The organism is Erwinia sp. MYb416, from assembly GCF_037479575.1.
In the GTDB taxonomy this organism is placed as follows: domain Bacteria; phylum Pseudomonadota; class Gammaproteobacteria; order Enterobacterales; family Enterobacteriaceae; genus Erwinia; species Erwinia rhapontici.
This window is the reverse complement of record NZ_JBBGYT010000438.1, coordinates 1,704,830-1,721,199: the sequence shown is the minus strand read 5'-3', so window position 1 is coordinate 1,721,199 and position 16,370 is coordinate 1,704,830. Positions and strand designations below refer to the sequence as shown.

Here is a 16,370-nt window from a genome sequence, read left to right as displayed (position 1 = left end):
TTAATATGATGATTATCACAATAATGGTGCAGGGAGATGGAAATAATAAATTCAAAATAATAAGAAGCCCGACATTTCGGCCTTTTCTTTCCTCTCTGTGTTGGACTGCATGCACAGTAATGGTGCTACATGTTAAACCTGTGTCAAACCGCCATCCACGCAGGTCTCGGCACCGGCAATATAGCTGCTCTCAATCGCTGGCGAGAAACAGCACGGCGTTTGCCACCTCTTTCGGCTTACCCATTCTGCCTGGCGGGATAGCGGCGGTTAATCCATTATGCACCTCATCAGAGGCCGCCAGTATCATATCGGTATCAACAGGCCCGGAACTGCGCCACGCTCAGCGTGGCAACGAAACGTGCTCCAGATAGCTCAGGCATAACAGTTCGAGCTGGCCTGCAAGACGCTCCATATCCTGCTGCTGGGAATCGCTTTCCAGCAGCAGGCTTATCCTGACGGATGCAAACCTGATGAGCAGAGTTATATCTCTCTGTTCTCTTTTATGTTCCAACCTGAAGAAAATTCAGCGCCGCGAGAACCTTCCGGGGTTTGCTCAAAATAATGGTTACTGACTTCTGCCGCTCTAAAACAATAGGTAACGATAAATAAATCCTGCTCTGATGCACCGTTTAATATTACATCCGTTACCATGACCTGCTTTAATGCTATTCTGAAAAATTCTAACGGCTCGCCACCTGCTTTACATGAAGAAAGTAGAACCGAATTAATATGCTTTCCATTTGACACATAGCGTACCAGGTTCGGTGTCGCCTTAAAAAATTCTACATGAAAAAAGGATGAGGTAAAATTGCAAGATAACCTGGAAAACCAAAGAAAAAAACCATAATACTTTCAGAATACACTCAAAAATATCCTGCTGCTCAGGGTCGCCTTCCAGCAGCAGCCGTATCGGCCCGAACAGTGCGCCCATAAACACAAACGTCACCCCCGGCGTATCGGCAAACCGCCTGTCGCTGGCACTGTCCAGCATCGTTTCCAGCGCCAGGCGATTGCGCGCTTCCACGCTGCGCACATAGCTGCGCGTATCCAGTTCGCTGGCGACAGCATACAGCGCCGCCGACTCGTGCAGGTTCTCGGTTTTCACCTGCATAAACACGCTGACAATATGTTTCAATAGTCGCCTCGAGGATCACCTCAACGGTGGCCTGCGATCGCGCCTGCCGCGGCTGTTTGCGCACTTCAAGTCCCTTAGCGTTGTCGTTCATCATATGAACCTGTGTACTTGGCGACCGCGTAGTCACCCGCATGGGTTATGGTGCGATGCAGCTGGCTGGTCCCCATGTTTTCGGGCCGCCGCGGGATCGCCAGGCCGCCATCGCCGTGCTGCGGGCGGTGGTGGAAAGCGGGATTAATCATATCGATACCAGTGATTTTTACGGCCCGCACATCACCAACCAGCTGATCGCCGAAGCGCTGCATCCCGTTGCCTGTGAGGCCACCCCGCTTCAGGTGGCGCTGGCGTGGCTGCTGCAACGCTCACCCAACACCTGGAGCAAAATCTGGCGAGCGCACAGCTCGAATTGCCGCACGACGTGCTGGATGCATTAAATCGCATCGGTTAACATTTCATGCTGTACCGCCCGGAACAACACATCAAATGGGGAAAATGAGGGGAAAAAACGGCAAATTAACCTTTTTTAAAACTAAATAAACCTGACAGGTAATTAAAATAAACGTTAAGTAATTAAATTAATTTCGCGATTTGATTTAAACATAATAAATAGTTATTAACTTTTCGTTAAATTGCGCTAAAATATCACCTCAATTTGTTAACCTATATTGATGCGTTATTTAAAATGTCTAACTCCAAAAAAACGATTCCCCTGCTTTCTCTGTCAGCTTTACTGGTTTGCACCAGTACCTGGGCTGAAACCCCTGCCACGCAGAAAACCGACGTACTGCTGATCGGTGGCGGTATCATGAGCGCCTCCCTTGGCACCTGGTTACAGGAACTTCAGCCAGGCTGGAAACAGCTGATGGTAGAGAAGCTGGACGGCGTGGCCCTTGAATCCTCTAACGGCTGGAACAATGCCGGTACGGGTCACTCGGCAAACATGGAGCTGAACTATACGCCAGAGCGTCCAGACGGTTCCATTGATGTGTCCAAGGCGCTGGAAATTAACGAACAGTTTATGATTTCCCGCCAGTTCTGGACCGCACAGGTGAAACGCGGCATTTTAAATAACCCGCACTCCTTTATTAATTCCACGCCACATATGAGTTTCGTCTGGGGTGACACCAACGTCAATTACCTGACCAAACGCTATGAAGCGTTACAGCAGACCACGCTGTTCCAGGGAATGAAATTCTCTACCGATCCAAATCAAATTAAACAGTGGGCACCCCTGACCATTGAAGGCCGCGATCCTAATCAGAAAATCGCTGCCACCTGGACCCCGGTCGGAACTGACGTTAACTACGGTGAAATCACCCGTCAGCTGATCGGCAGCCTGAAGAAAGATAAAAACTTCACGCTGGAAACCTCAGCGGAAGCCACCGATTTTAAACGTAATGCCGATAACTCCTGGCACGTGACCATCACCGATGTGAAAAGCGGTGAAGAGCACAGCGTTGATGCGAAATACGTCTTTATCGGTGCAGGCGGCGGTGCGTTGAAGCTGCTGCAGAAAACCGGCATCCCGGAAGCGGATAACTATGCAGGCTTCCCGGTGGGTGGTTCGTTCCTCGTGAGCGAAAACCCTGAGATTACCAAACAGCATACTGAAAAAGTCTACGGCCAGGCGTCAGTAGGCGCACCACCGATGTCTGTACCGCATCTGGATGCCCGCTACCTTGACGGTAAGCGCGTGGTACTGTTTGGGCCGTTCGCGACCTTCTCTACCAAGTTCCTGAAAAATGGCTCGCTGTTTGATCTGTTAAGCACCACCACCACCAGCAACTTTATGCCAATGACGCACGTGGGTATGGATAACTTCGACCTGGTGAAATACCTGATTGGTCAGGTGATGCTGGATGACAACGACCGCTTTGAAGCGCTGAAAGAGTACTACCCGAATGCGCGTAAAGAAGACTGGAAACTGATTCAGGCCGGTCAGCGCGTGCAGATCATCAAGAAAGATGAAGATAAAGGCGGCGTGCTGAAACTCGGTACTGAAATTGTGACCGATCAGCAGAAAACCCTGGCGGCCCTGTTGGGTGCTTCTCCGGGTGCTTCCACCGCAGCACCTATCACTCTGAACGTGATGAAAAAGCTGTTCCCTGAGCAGTTCAACTCACCCGAGTGGCAGAGCAAGATCCGCACTATCGTTCCAAGCTATGGCCAGCAGTTGAATGGCAACACCGCGCTGACTCAGCAGGTGTGGGATGATACCGCAGCGACCCTGCAGCTGGTGAAACCACCGGTGATTGATATGAACAATACTAAGCCGTCTGACGCTCCTTCTCAGCCTGAGAAGCGTGCCGAAAGCCCGCAACACGATATGGCGCTGTAATCGCCCTGCCCCTGGCCTGTTCCAGGGGCAATCTTCTTTCTGTTCTGCTCTCCCTGCTTTCCTGCTCCTCTCTTTTTTACTATCCCTGCCTTTTTATTATCCAGGCTTTTTATCCTGGCTTTTTATCCAGGTAAGCGGGCGACTTCACTAAACGCCGCTTTATCCCGTGCGACCGAATAGGCCACCGTCGTCACTTCATTGTGTGATGTGGTGACATCCACCGAAGGGATCGTCACGCGGCCCAGCAACGTCGGCACGTAGCCACCGACTTTATGTTTGCCTTCCGGCACATGCAACAGTGTCCCTTCGCCATTGTCCAGAACCCCCGCATCTCGTCCATCCACGGTGACGACGACCGCAGAACCATCATCAGTCTGAGTCACAATATGCGACACGTTAATCTGCGTGGGGCCTCGGGCATACTGATCGTCAGGAACCTCTACGGATTGGCGCGCGCAACCCGTCAATAGCAGTGCGGCAGTGAGGGTGGTTAGGGTAAGGCGATATAACATGGAAGACTCTCCATCGGAAAATGAACTGAACATTATAGCGGCTCAGTGCGGAGAGATCGGCAGTACAGGGTTAGGGATCGTCTGAGAATGGGGGCGATTACCCTGTTCCTTGCGTGGAACAGGGTAAGAACAGCATCAGCCTGCGGCTTTTTCTGTCAGGGTAAACGCGGGTTTGTTTTTGGTGACGGAATAGGACACATGCGTTGCCTGATCCGTTTTGGTGGTGACTTCCACCGACTGAATGGTCACACGGCCCAGGCCGAACAGTGTCTGAACATAGCCACCGACCTTATGCTTGCCTTCAGGAACAAACAGTTCTTTGTTTTCTCCGCGCGTCAGCGTACCGGCTTCAACGCCGTCGATGGTCAGGATGACGGAGGAGCCATCGTCAGCACGGGAGATAACGTGGGTCACGTTAAGCTGCGTCGGGCCGGCAGCAAACGCGGAAACCGCAGGTGTCGCTTCGGCGGCAGATACATCTACCGTTGCCGGGGCCTGCGTTGTTTTGTGGCTGCAACCTGCCAGCATTAAGGTGGCCGTGAGCGCGGCGAGCGTGGAACGAGAAAACATGAAGCGGTCTATCCTCAGCGTAATTTCAGACGGCTATAATACTCCTGCACCAGGCTAAAAACACCCGTCTCTGATTAGGGTTGTTCCTCTTCACCCCTTGCCTGGCTTTCCGCAGGTCTGTTTTATCAAAAATAGCGTGAGCAATCCCAATATCCTGATTGGTGATTACACCTATTACGACGACCCGGAAGGTGCAGAGAACTTTGAGCGTAACGTGCTTTATCACTACCCGTTCATCGGCGATAAGCTGATTATTGGTAAATTTTGCGCCCTGGCGCGCGGGGTGAAATTTATCATGAATGGCGCCAATCATAAGACCTCCGGCCTCTCTACCTTCCCTTTCTTTATCTTCGGCAACGGCTGGGAAAGTGCTGCGCCCGAGCCTGGTGACCTGCCCTATAAAGGCGACACCCGCGTGGGTAATGACGTGTGGATGGGTTATGACTGCCTGATTATGCCCGGCGTCACCATCGGTAACGGCGCGATTATCTCATCACGTTCAGTGGTGGTGTCTGATGTTCCTGCTTACAGCATTGTAGGAGGAAACCCGGCGAAGGTGATCCGTCAGCGTTTCAGCGATGAAGTGATTGCCGAGCTGGAGAAAATCGCCTGGTGGGACTGGTCGCCAGAGAAGATCACGCAGAATCTGGCGGCGATCAGTGGCGGTGATGTTGTGCGTTTACGGCAATAACGAATGGGCCGGGTAACAGAGGGGGGTATTTCTATTCCAACCCCCATCCATTATTGACATGAAGAAAAGACACTTCCTTTCCATCATTCTTCTTATCTTTAAAGGTTACCCATCCATAACCACTATCGTGCATTACCCAATCCCCATAAGAGCCGTCCTTAAACGTTACCGTGCCAGAGGCGATGCAAGGCGTGTAATACTCGTGCATCCATCCGTATCCATTTTCTTCAGCTTTAGAGAAGTAGTTGATAAGTTTCTCTTTGGTGGGTTTAAATAATTTACATCCCTCGGCGTAGTTGTAAGGATCTTCCTTATCGATTTCATCGAAGTAACCACTCTTGATAATTTTTACATGTGCTACTTCTCTTGCTGCCTCAGCAGATAAGGAAAGTAGTGTAAATGCATAAAGTAAGTATTTTGCTATTTCCATTTTGCTGTACTCGCTTCCGTTTTGTTTTTCCTTCCTATATCAGGATGCCTGTAAACCTCAGTCATAGGAACATTAAATTTAGAAGCAATCTCAGAAACAAGCCATTTAAGAGACTCATTTTGTTTATCTGTAACAGCCTCATAAACCTCTTTATTTTTAGGGCCAGCAGTACGCCCTACGATTAACAAGTTTACGACTCCATCGCGGGCGAGATCCCAAAAATGCGATATTATGCGATTCAATATTAGAAGTCATTAATGAAACTAATATAACCTGTATATCAGAACTGAACATGCAGTCAGCAGTCGACAGATGACGATGGTCACCAGCACTGGCGAAATCTTCACCAGATCACCGGGTTATGCCCTAAGTACTCACCTGTTTTATTGCTTATTTGCGCATTTGATTTAAGTCACGTAGAACTAAAATAGTCTGATTACACACGCTTTTTACTTCCGAACTCTGACTATAAGGTCTCTTTGCGTGGCAAAAATCTTCTTACGCAGCGGTAATCTCGACGCCATCCTCGCCCTCGGTGAGAACGGGCAGCCCGTTTATCTGTCGGCTTTGCAACTGCGCGAAACCCTGCGCCTGAGAAAACAATCGCAGGTTGCCGACTGCCTGGCTATCCCGCAGCCGAACGATGCCGGAGACCGCCTTGACTGGTACTCCCCGGTGGAGGGAAAAGTCACCTCCTGGGCCGCTGCCAGCAACGCTGCGCGCACCGCAGCACTGAATCAACTGCTGGCCTGTCAGACCACGATTGCCGACATCGGCGAACGTGCGCAGCAGTCGGATAAACCCAGCCAGAAACTGTTTGGCGCCCTGCTCAACAAAGCCCTGCAATTCCCCGATCAAAACTACGTTTACCTTGTCGGTGGCAAACCGGTGATTACCTTCTGGGGCTTTGTCAGCCTGGATAAAAAATCACGTCAGGATGTCTTCGACTGTCTGCGCATTGAAGAAGATGATGTGCCGTCCCTCGGTCTGTCGCGCCTGGCTCCTGCTGCTGCGCCGCTGGTCACGCCGACTTCGATTGCCGCGACAGTCTCCCCGGTGATTGCCCCGCTGATCGCGCCCGAGCCTGCTGTGGCCGCGCCCGTTCCGGTGCCGCCTCCGGTGGTGGTTCCGCCGATGCCAGCACTGGAAATTATCGATGAGCCAGAAGCGGTTGAGGAATCCGAGCCAGAGTCTGCTCCAGTGGCACCTGCCGCTGCAACCACGAAACCGAAAGCTAAAATCTGGCTGCGTTACAGCTGGGTATTGCCCGCCGTTGCTCTGCTGATCACCTTTGGCGTGCAGCTGAAAAACCGCAGCGACAAACCGGCAGAAGAACCGCATGATGCGCCCATCGCCAAACAAACGGCCGCTGAACCCGCACCACAGCCTGAACCTCAGCCTGTCGCGACCGCCGCGGCGGTGGTTCCGGTGAAAACCACCACACTGCCGCTGGCCGCAGCAGTGATTGCACCTGTTCCAGCTACCCCGGCGGTAGCAGCGACAGAGCCTGCTCCGGCCCCTGAAGCGGTCTCGGATGCGCGTCCGGCAGGCAAAGATGACCTGGTGATGCCGCAGGATGCCGTTAAGATTGGTTCAACGAAATTCCTCAACGGCAACTGGCGTGTGCTGGTGCAGAAAAACCTGCCGACCGGCACCCCACCGATGCTGAAATATCAGCTGAAAAACGGCAAAGGCACTGCCCGCATTACCCAGGGAAGTGGCGTCACCTGTAAGGTGGATGTGTTTGCCGGGCTGATGTCTTCCGGTAACCTGGTGATTAACAGCCGCACCAAAGCACGCTGCACCGACGGTTCCCGCTATCAGATGCCGGAACTGGTGTGTAAACAGGGTCTGACTGGTGCTGCCGAATGCAGTGGCCGCTATAACGACGACACCGTGCTGCCAATGACCATGAAGCGTGAGAGTAAATCATAATGCTGGCGACAATTGCTGACTTCAAACCGAATATGACGCTGGTTCAGAACAGCGGCATTCAGTTCCTCGACTTTGCGTTAAACCCGGATCTGAACGCTGACTGGCCGGGAAAATTTGTCCGTCAGACCGCGAATGGCCCGCTGCTGCGCCTGAATTATCACGCGCAGGCCGGGAAATACCTGCTGCCACAGGCAGCGGGCACGCCACCGGAAGTGGTGAAACCCGAATTCAGTTTCCCGCTGGCACAGTCGCTGACGCTGCTTAACGGCCAGTGGTTGCCGTTGCCGTTCTTCCGTTTTAATCCTCCTCGCACCTTTATTGGTGGGCCGGATAACTGGGCACGCGTGCGCATCGTGGCACTGGATACGCCGGACGCCAATGGTAATACTCACCGCGTGGTGCTGGCGTTCGATACCAAAGTCTGGGCCGATGGAGAGGATGAATCGCTGGCGCTGAACGTTAACGATGTGAAGAACGGCGTCAGTTTTGCGCTGGCCCATCGCAGCGATGAACTGGGTGAGTTTCTCGATCACACCTGGATTGACGGCTGGCTGCGCGAGGCCTTTACTCAGGCAGCCGCCACGCTGGAACAGCGCCCGCAGGTGAACATCAAAGCATCACTGCGTGAGTTCGAGTACCAGGCACACTATCTGAATATTCTGCATCTGCTCGGTCAGCAACTCTCCGTGCCGGAGCTGAAAATCAGCGCGGCCACCCTTCAGGAACCCGCCATTGCCGTTGATTTGATCCTCGACGTCGGCAACTCACACACCTGCGGCATCATGGTGGAAGATCATGTTGACGATCATCAGGGGCTGAAGCACACCTACGAATTGCAGATGCGTAACCTCAGCGAGCCGCATCAGCTGTATAACGAGCTGTTTGAAAGCCGGGTGGAGTTCGCCCAGGCCAGTTTTGGTAAGCAGAACTTCTCATTGGAAAGTGGCCGTGATGATGCCTTTATCTGGCCTTCCATTACCCGCGTCGGCCGTGAAGCCGGGCAGCTGGCGTTACAGCGCCTTGGCACTGAAGGCGCCACCGGTCTCTCCAGCCCGCGTCGTTATCTGTGGGATGAAGAGAGCTATACGCCGGGCTGGCGCTTCAGCCGCACGCCCGGCAATGTGTTGCAGGAACCGCTGGCGACGGCACTGCCGCTGACCTATCTGATCAATGACGAGGGCCAGCCGCTCTACAGCATTCCGCTGGAGGAACGCCTGCCGGTGTTCGCGCCGCACTACAGCCGCAGTTCGGTGATGAGCCTGATGCTTTCTGAACTGCTGGCGCAGGCGCTGTTGCAGATGAACAGCCCGCTGCAACGCCAGAAGATGCTGCACAGCAGCGCCCCGCGCCAGCTGCGCAATATTATCCTCACCCTGCCGTCGGCGATGCCAAAGCCGGAACGTGAGATCTTCCGCCGCCGGATGCTGGAAGCCATTGCACTGGTGTGGAAAGCGATGGGCTGGCACCCGATGGATGATGATTTCACCAGCGCCGCCGACAAAGCCAAAAGCAGCGTGCCGGTGCCGGATGTGCAGATGGAATGGGATGAAGCCACCTGTGGGCAGATGGTGTACCTGTATAACGAAACCCAGGTGAACTTTGGCGGCCGTGCCGAAGCCTTCTTCGCCAGCATGGCGCGCCCGGATCGCGCGCGCGCCGCCGATGAACCGGCGGGCAAAACCCTGCGCATCGCCTCCATTGATATTGGCGGCGGCACCACCGACCTGGCGATTACCCAGTACCGCCTGGACGACGGCGTGGGCAATAACGTCAAAATCATGCCGCGCCTGCTGTTCCGTGAAGGCTTTAAGCTGGCGGGTGACGATATTCTGCTGGATGTGATCCAACTGTACGTGCTGCCCGCTTTGCAGGGGGCATTTAAGCAGGCAGGCATGGTCAATCCGGAAGCAGTGATGACGCGTCTGTTCGGGCATGAAGGCCGTCTTGACGGGCACTCCACGCTGCGTCAGCAGGTGACATTACAACTGTTTATTCCGCTGGGCCAGGCGATCCTCGAAGCCTATGAGACTTTCGACCCGCTCGATCTGACGGCTGAAATTGATGCCCGCTTTGGTGAACTGCTGGCACAGGCACCGACGGAAAAATTACTCGACTATATTAACCGCGAGATCCAGCGCGAGCTGCCGGGCGAAGCCAAAGGCTTTGATATTCTCTCGGTGCCGCTGATTGTGCGCCTCAGCAAACTGCATGCGGAGTTCCTCTCCCCACGTATGAATATCACGCACAGCCTGCGTTCCATGTCCGAAGTGGTGGCGGTTTATGATTGTGACGTGCTGTTGCTGACCGGGCGCCCTTCGCGCTTCCCCGGTGTTCAGGCGCTGTTCCGCCATCTGCAACCGCTGCCGGTCAGCCGCATTCTGTCGCTGGATGGTTACCACACCAATGACTGGTATCCGTTCAACAAGCAGGGAAAAATCGAGAACCCGAAATCAACGGCGGCGGTGGGTGCGATGCTATGCCTGCTGTCACTTGACCTGCGACTGGCTAACTTCTGGTTTAAAGCCGGTGATTTCCAGCCGTACTCAACAATCCGCTATCTTGGCATGCTCGACGGCACCGGCGCACTGACGGCCGAAAACGTCTGGTACAGTGATATCGATCTGGATCAGCACAACTTCACGCTGGATGTCCGCAGCCGCTTCCAGGTGCGCGGGGCCATCACGCTTGGCTTCCGTCAGTTGGATAACGACCGCTGGCCTGCTTCGCCGCTCTATACATTGACCATTGTGGATTCTCAGCTGGCGCGCAGCGTTGCGGGCGATAAAGTGTTACGTATCAAGCTGGCGGTCAGCCGTCCGTTTGGTGAATTTGGCCCGGAACGGTTTGATATTGCCGATGCCACTCTGGATGATGGCAGCCAGGTGCCGCTGGAGCATCTGCGCCTGCGTCTGAATACGCTGGCCAGCAGCGCTTCAGGTATGGCGCATTACTGGATTGACAGCGGGAGCGTCTACAAGAAATGAAATCTCTGAATAAAATCCTGACCGCCCAGGCGAATAAAAAACGTGATGCCCTGACCCAGGGCATTGAGCAGGCGCTGGCCTGGCTGGATGTGAACCGTTCGCAGGCGCCTCGCCTGAATATGGAAGCGGATCGTCTGGCGATCAAACTGCTGCGTCAGCATAACCATGCCAGCGTACTGGCGCGGAATACCCCGCTGAACTGTGCCATTGGGCTGTTTGGCCTGGCCCAGGCGGGCAAGTCCTATTTGATTGGTGCACTGGCATCCAGCGAGAAAGGCCGCCTGGAATGTGCACTGGGTAACAGCGTGGTGGATTACGCCAGCCAGCTCAATCCACAGCAGCATACAGCGAATCTGGTGCAGCGCTTCAGCGGCCAGCAGCAGAGCAGCGACAGCAACTGGCCGGTACAGCTCTCCCTGTTGACCGAATGTGATTTGGTGGCGGTGCTGGCACTGCAATACGCGCAACGTGGCAGTGACACTGTCACGCCACTGGATGAATCCCAGCTGGGCGAACGCGTGCAAAACGTGGCGATGTATCGCCAGCCGGAACCGGTTGCAGGCATTAACCGCCATCAGATGGTGGCGTTGTGGGATGCACTGACCATCAGCCTGGCGCGCAGCAGCGCGCTGGACAGCCATTTCTGGCCGCAGGCCGTTGAACTCGCACCGCAGCTGGGTGTTGACGACCGCGCCAGACTGTTCTCCCTGTTGTGGGGCGAAGATCGTCAGCTGACTGCGCTGTATCGCCAGTTGGCCCACGTGCTGCATCACCTCTCCTGCGTGCCGCAGGTGCTGGCACCGTTAAGCGTGCTGGATGAACCCTCTTACAGTCTGTTAAACAGCTCCGGGGTCAGCCAGTTTAATGCCACTGCCGACCTGACGTTGCAAGTGGTGCCGCGCCATAACGGTCGCGCACTCGCCCCGGTCAGCGTGGCGCTGGCCGAACTGACGCTGCTCAGCCGTGAAGTGCTGCTGCCGCTCTATAGCGCGCCGCGTGAAGAGCTGTTTACCGAAGTCGACCTGCTCGATTTCCCGGGCTTTATCGAATTAACCGTGTTGCCTGACGACGAGCATCACGAACTGGCGCTGGAGTTTTTACAGGCTCGTCGCCCGTTCCTGTTACAGCGTGCAGCCATTGAGCAGGATGTGACCCATCTGCTGGTGTGCAGCGCCTCGGCTCACCGTAATGAAACCCGCCATATTGGCCGCCTGCTCGACTTCTGGGTAAAACAGACCCAGGGCGAGACCACCGCGCAGCGAACCGGTCGTAAGCCGGGGTTGATCTGGGCGATGACCCCGTTCGATCAGCGCATTACTCACGGCCACAATCATGATGCCGCCGTGCAGCGCTTTGTTGGCAACCCGGGTGATGCCTGGGGCGCCATGCTGGCGATGGATGAGAAAGGCGTGCAGCGTATGGCGGGCTATCTGGTCAATGAAGTGCGCACCGACAGCAAACTGGCGCGTATTGCCACACAGCGTGCCGAGATCCAGCGCGAACTGAGTGAAAATCTGCTTGGTCGCTGGTATCAGGCAGCCGAAGGGGAAGATCCGGCGGAGCGTCTGCGTATTGCGGAATCCCTGTTAAAAGCCCTGCAAACCCGTACCGGGGTGCACGGTGAACTGCTGGAGCGCCTGGTGCCGGTACGCGATACGCTGCGCCATCTTTTCCTGCAACGTCAGTTGCGTACCGAACGCACCGCTGCCGATGAGTACAGTATCAACGAAGACGATCCTTTTGGCATCGGAATGACCATCGACCTGCTCAGCGACGAACCGCTCACTGCGGTACAGACCAGCTATCACAGCGTGCCCGCCGTCGATCAAGAAGCGGAGTTTGCGCAGAGCGTGTATCGCCACTGGGTGAATCAGCTGCGCCTGCTGCGGTTAAATGAGATGATTGTGCAGAATGCCGGTTATGCCGCTTCGCGCGAAATCAGTCTGGAACAGCGCGAGAAACTGGCGCAAATTTTGAAGGTTATCCGCCGCTAATCTCCGGCGGGCATTCGGCTGACACGCACACTGAATGCCCCGCCGGTTTCCTGCTCTGCCTCCTGCATCACCGCCAGAATGCGCTCCAGCGCCGCCCGCTGCGGATGCCGATCGAGATGTCGCAGGGTGATGCGCACCGGCAGTTCAATCCCCGCCGTTAACATATCCCACAGCGCATCGAGATTGTTCCCGAAGTAGCTCAGGTCAAATTTCAGCGCAAACTGACGGTAGAAATCGTCGCTGTCGCGCACCTGCTGTAAATCGAACGTCGCCATCTGCATCTCAGTTCACCTGCTCAAAGTGACGGTAATGGTCGCGGGTCACATAGATCAGGCCATCGCTGGAATAGAGCATGCGATCCGTTCCACGCCGCCCGCACTGATAGTTAACGTCAGCCTCGAACCAGTGCCGTCCGTTTTTCTCCGGCAAGCCCCCTTCACGATTACTGAAGCGATCGCCCCCGATTGCCCGGCCAGGCAGCACGTCACACAGATTGCCTTTGGACGGATCCCAGCCCTGACGCCGCGCATCCCCTTTGCGGATGTAATAGTCCGGCAGCCGCTGGTGCTGATGCAGATAGTCCGCCACGCGCTGTTGCTGCGTCAGCGCGATGATGTCGTTGCTGCCGTTCTGCTGGCGGGATACGGGTTGCTCATGGCGGGTGGCAGGCGCACGCGACTCGCCCTGTTGACGCAGACCGGCGTAGCTGGCGACGATCGCCAAGATAGCGGCAATAATGAGTTTTTTATTCATTTGAGCAGTTTAGCAAAACGACGATGCGGAGCGAGGGGAAAAATGCACAGCGGCCTTGTTCTCAGGGCCGCTGGCAGAAAAGATTACTTCTCTTCGTACTTTTTCATATTTTCCGGGGTGACCAGCTCAAACGGGATCCAGTGATAGGAATCGAGTTTTTCGCCTTTGATCATGCGCTGGGCCACATCCACAGAGGCTTTGCCCTGGCCTACCGCATCCTGGAATACCGTGACCTGCATTTTACCGGAGGACATCGCTTTCAGGCCGTCCGGCGTGGCATCAATCCCGCCCACCAGCACTTTGCTGTCTTTTTTACCGGACTGTTGCAGTGCCATAATGGCACCAATCGCCATTTCATCATTGTTGGCGGCCACAATATCGATCTCTTCACCGTTGGTGATCCAGCTCAGCATCAGGTCCATCCCTTCGCTGCGCGAGTAGTTAGCGCTCTGCTTCTGCACCACTTTCATTTTCGGGTACTTGGCTACCACCTGTTCAACGTCTTTGGTACGTTGCAGCGCACCTGCATCGCTGAGGTTACCGATCATCACGCCCACTTTGCCCTGATAGTTAGCCAGACGCGCCAGCTCTTCCATCTGCAAGGTGCCTGACTGTTTCTCATCAGAACCAACAAACACCACGCCCGGCGGCAGCGTTTTATCACCTGGCGTGCGGTTAACATACACCAGCGGCACTTTGGCCTGGCTGACCAGTTTGGTCATCGCCGGGGTGCCCGCCGAGTTGACCGGGTCAACGATAATCGCATCCACACCGGCACTGATAAAACTCTGAACCTGATCGGTCTGACGCCCTACGTCGCCGCGCGCATCTTCAAACTGTACGGTGATCCCGCGTGCCTTCGCTTCTTTATCGATGGCCTGGCGAATAATGGTCAGGAAGTTCTGGTCGAAGTAGGCCATTGAAACACCGATGGTTTCAGCCAGTGCAGAAGTGGAGCAGCTTAACGCCGCAACCAGCAGCAGTTTTTTCATATGTTTCATTATTATTCTCCAGAGGCAGCAAGATGTTCGCACGGGTTAAATGAAATGCAATAACCACATTTAGAGGATAATGAAATAAATGGTTTGTCAGCAATCGAAATTTAACGAAACCATAACATCGGTCACGCTTTAGCGTTCAGTGTCAGCGTTTGGGTTATAGTGCTTTCTATTCTCACTGGACTGAAAGATGTTTTGTGGCAGGACTGGTCAATCTCGTGGTTGGCATAGTGGTGGGTTAAGAAAAAATTATATTTCTCATTCTTACTGGCGCTTTTTTGACCTGAGGCTATTCTTAGCCCGGGATCATTGCTGGTTCCGTTAATGGTGCAGATTATACCGCCCGGCGAAAGCCGGGTTTTTTATGCCTGACGATCGGGAGTGGTTCCTCTGCATGACCGATTCACACCAGGCCAAACAGCATATTATGCCAGATCCGAAATTACTCCCCTCGGAGAACGCGAGACACGGCACTGAATATTCAGCATGTTTATGCTTATAATTGCGGGTTATTTGTACGTATAGCAGCATAAAATAAAATTACAGCATGAGGGCCTGTTTAACACTTCAGCATCTGCACCACACATGGCAGGATAAGGCCTTAAGGATCCCCGGTTATTTGTGGCTGACAGTCTGGTTTCAGGTCTGAGGCCAGTTTGAGCACGCCGGAACGGCAACGGCCGCATCCATGCGGGCCTCGGCACGCGACGTCCTGTCGCGTGACGTCCGGCTTACCTCAAACTGGCCCCATCCCCGCAGAGCAGTTGTTCGCTGTGGATTTTAAAACCGCCACGACAATGCGATTTATCGTAGAGGTCGATCGTTTTTTCCGATCGCTCCGTGTTGATGGTGTGTGCCACTGGCAAACCGAAAGAACTTAGCCTGTACAGGTTTATGCCTGTCATATTTTATGGGATACCTCAGGTAGGCCCCTCTCAACACAGGATGTCGTCGCCATGAACAAGAAAATTATCACGATCGTCGTGATTGGAATGGGTTTGGTTGCCTGGTACTTCGGGGCCGAACTGCAGGAATACATCAGAGAAGGGTTTGCGCCTCCACAGTAATAACTCAGCCCCGGACGATGCCGGGGCTGACGTTTAGCTCACTCACTATCACATGTACGCCAGGGTGAAGACGGCATTGGCGACAAGAGGGCCTGTCATCACAGGGACGTGCGTGGCAATCAGGCTGGATGTGAACCTGATCACGTTTGGCCCTGGGTAAACTGGATAGTCGCGTGCTTCGTTTATTGGCACAATATTGCCGTCGTCATCTTGCAACTGAACCCCCACCGTGGGATTGGTTGTACCGATAACCCCATCGATGACGTCGGAGGCAACGCCGTTGAAAGTAATACTCACTTTTTGCGCATCCGGGTTATTAAACCGTATTTCAAATATCACGCCTGAGGCCGTTTCATCCACCATAGTGAAAAGGCTTTCACTCACCTGCCCCATATCCACATTAATATCTGGTCGCCCCGGTTCGGCCGACTCAATAGCTCGACGCACGAGTGGAAGGGTCATTGACCCACTGATAACTTTTGCTTTGAAATTAACCATTCCGTTAGACATAAGAACTCCTTTAATACACTGTTAATAAAAATAATTGTATTTACCTGGTTATCACTCAGCGCTGATAACGCCTTGCCACTATATCACCACGTGGTGAGTAATTGTGCGACAGAGTGTTGTTGTGTAAGGGATGGCACTTTCTTGGTGAAGGTAGAGATTCTCCGATATACAGCCTGGCAGAGCTCGGGATATGCTGAACCATAGGAACGATTTAAGCGACTAGCTGCAAGAAGATGTGCATTACCTGTAAAAGGAAAGGCCAGGGTCAGGACATCATTACCAGATAGAGCAGCCGGTTAAAATCTTCCCTGGTGCTACAGAAAATATGCACATGAGCAGTGTGATTCTCGATGGTATAAAGAACACGATACTTGTAACTGTTCAGAATGCGGTTACTATATCACCAGCGTCAGTGCCGTCAATAATTTACGACAAATTCTTCCCCACCTTCCA

General features: G+C 53.9%; 16 protein-coding genes and 1 pseudogene. 6 read left to right on the top strand and 11 right to left on the bottom strand.

Annotated elements, in window-relative coordinates:
- Window positions 1-190: 190 nt before the first annotated feature.
- From WH277_RS17765 to WH277_RS17755, 3 genes are all read right to left on the bottom strand, one after another.
- Complete coding sequence (locus WH277_RS17765) at window positions 191-307, bottom strand: hypothetical protein (protein WP_244290504.1); 117 nt, start codon at window positions 305-307, stop codon at window positions 191-193.
- Window positions 308-480: 173 nt separating this feature from the next.
- Window positions 481-747, bottom strand: a complete 267-nt coding sequence (locus WH277_RS17760; RefSeq protein WP_339506102.1) for a type VI secretion system tube protein Hcp — start codon at window positions 745-747, stop codon at window positions 481-483.
- Window positions 748-772: 25 nt separating this feature from the next.
- On the bottom strand, window positions 773-1,135 hold the full coding sequence (locus WH277_RS17755) for a hypothetical protein (RefSeq protein WP_339506100.1): 363 nt from the start codon (window positions 1,133-1,135) through the stop codon (window positions 773-775).
- A gap of 131 nt (window positions 1,136-1,266) precedes the next feature.
- On the opposite strand from WH277_RS17755, the pseudogene WH277_RS17750 reads away from it, so the two are divergent.
- Window positions 1,267-1,443: pseudogene (locus tag WH277_RS17750) on the top strand (aldo/keto reductase); the annotation flags it as partial.
- A 374-nt stretch (window positions 1,444-1,817) separates the two neighbouring features.
- The gene (gene mqo, locus WH277_RS17745) at window positions 1,818-3,473 is read left to right on the top strand and encodes a malate dehydrogenase (quinone) (RefSeq protein ID WP_133846508.1); all 1,656 of its coding nucleotides are present in this window, start codon (window positions 1,818-1,820) and stop codon (window positions 3,471-3,473) included.
- A gap of 122 nt (window positions 3,474-3,595) precedes the next feature.
- Here mqo and WH277_RS17740 read toward each other — a convergent pair whose 3' ends face one another.
- Entirely contained in the window at window positions 3,596-3,985 is a 390-nt protein-coding gene (locus tag WH277_RS17740) for a hypothetical protein (RefSeq protein WP_133846507.1), read from the bottom strand.
- 135 nt (window positions 3,986-4,120) lie between these two features.
- Entirely contained in the window at window positions 4,121-4,555 is a 435-nt protein-coding gene (locus WH277_RS17735; protein WP_133846506.1) for a hypothetical protein, read from the bottom strand.
- A 70-nt stretch (window positions 4,556-4,625) separates the two neighbouring features.
- Between WH277_RS17735 and WH277_RS17730 the strand changes: the two genes are divergently transcribed.
- Window positions 4,626-5,246, top strand: a complete 621-nt coding sequence (locus tag WH277_RS17730) for a Vat family streptogramin A O-acetyltransferase (protein ID WP_339506401.1) — start codon at window positions 4,626-4,628, stop codon at window positions 5,244-5,246.
- A 31-nt stretch (window positions 5,247-5,277) separates the two neighbouring features.
- On the opposite strand, the gene WH277_RS17725 is transcribed toward WH277_RS17730, so the two are convergent.
- Both WH277_RS17725 and WH277_RS17720 read right to left on the bottom strand, forming a co-directional pair.
- Window positions 5,278-5,676, bottom strand: a complete 399-nt coding sequence (locus WH277_RS17725; protein WP_339506098.1) for a hypothetical protein — start codon at window positions 5,674-5,676, stop codon at window positions 5,278-5,280.
- On the bottom strand, window positions 5,667-5,864 hold the full coding sequence (locus WH277_RS17720; protein ID WP_166653765.1) for a peptidoglycan recognition protein family protein: 198 nt from the start codon (window positions 5,862-5,864) through the stop codon (window positions 5,667-5,669). Before WH277_RS17720 ends, WH277_RS17725 begins: the two co-directional genes overlap by 10 nt.
- Window positions 5,865-6,159: 295 nt before the next feature.
- Between WH277_RS17720 and WH277_RS17715 the strand changes: the two genes are divergently transcribed.
- Genes WH277_RS17715 through WH277_RS17705 form a run of 3 tightly spaced genes read left to right on the top strand, consistent with a single transcriptional unit; the run spans window position 6,160 to window position 12,589 of the window.
- Window positions 6,160-7,611, top strand: a complete 1,452-nt coding sequence (locus tag WH277_RS17715) for an SrfA family protein (RefSeq protein ID WP_339506095.1) — start codon at window positions 6,160-6,162, stop codon at window positions 7,609-7,611.
- Window positions 7,611-10,595, top strand: a complete 2,985-nt coding sequence (locus tag WH277_RS17710) for a virulence factor SrfB (protein WP_159338175.1) — start codon at window positions 7,611-7,613, stop codon at window positions 10,593-10,595. The genes WH277_RS17715 and WH277_RS17710 overlap by 1 nt, the downstream gene beginning before the upstream one ends.
- The gene (locus WH277_RS17705; protein WP_339506094.1) at window positions 10,592-12,589 is read left to right on the top strand and encodes a virulence factor SrfC family protein; all 1,998 of its coding nucleotides are present in this window, start codon (window positions 10,592-10,594) and stop codon (window positions 12,587-12,589) included. The genes WH277_RS17710 and WH277_RS17705 overlap by 4 nt, the downstream gene beginning before the upstream one ends.
- Here WH277_RS17705 and WH277_RS17700 read toward each other — a convergent pair.
- The 4 genes from WH277_RS17700 to WH277_RS17685 form a co-directional block, all read right to left on the bottom strand.
- A complete protein-coding gene (locus WH277_RS17700; protein WP_133846499.1) occupies window positions 12,586-12,870 on the bottom strand; it encodes a barstar family protein in 285 nt (94 codons plus the stop codon). The two genes, WH277_RS17705 and WH277_RS17700, sit on opposite strands and share 4 nt — an antisense overlap.
- Before the next feature lies 1 nt (window position 12,871).
- Window positions 12,872-13,342 carry a ribonuclease domain-containing protein gene (locus tag WH277_RS17695; protein WP_212816088.1) on the bottom strand — a complete coding sequence of 157 codons (471 nt, stop codon included), beginning with the start codon at window positions 13,340-13,342 and terminating at the stop codon, window positions 12,872-12,874.
- An 83-nt stretch (window positions 13,343-13,425) separates the two neighbouring features.
- Entirely contained in the window at window positions 13,426-14,343 is a 918-nt protein-coding gene (locus tag WH277_RS17690) for a sugar ABC transporter substrate-binding protein (protein ID WP_133846497.1), read from the bottom strand.
- 1,112 nt (window positions 14,344-15,455) lie between these two features.
- Window positions 15,456-15,917 (bottom strand): fimbrial protein, encoded by a 462-nt coding sequence (locus WH277_RS17685; RefSeq protein WP_259149989.1) that lies wholly within the window; start codon window positions 15,915-15,917, stop codon window positions 15,456-15,458.
- Between the last annotated feature and the right edge of the window lie 453 nt (window positions 15,918-16,370).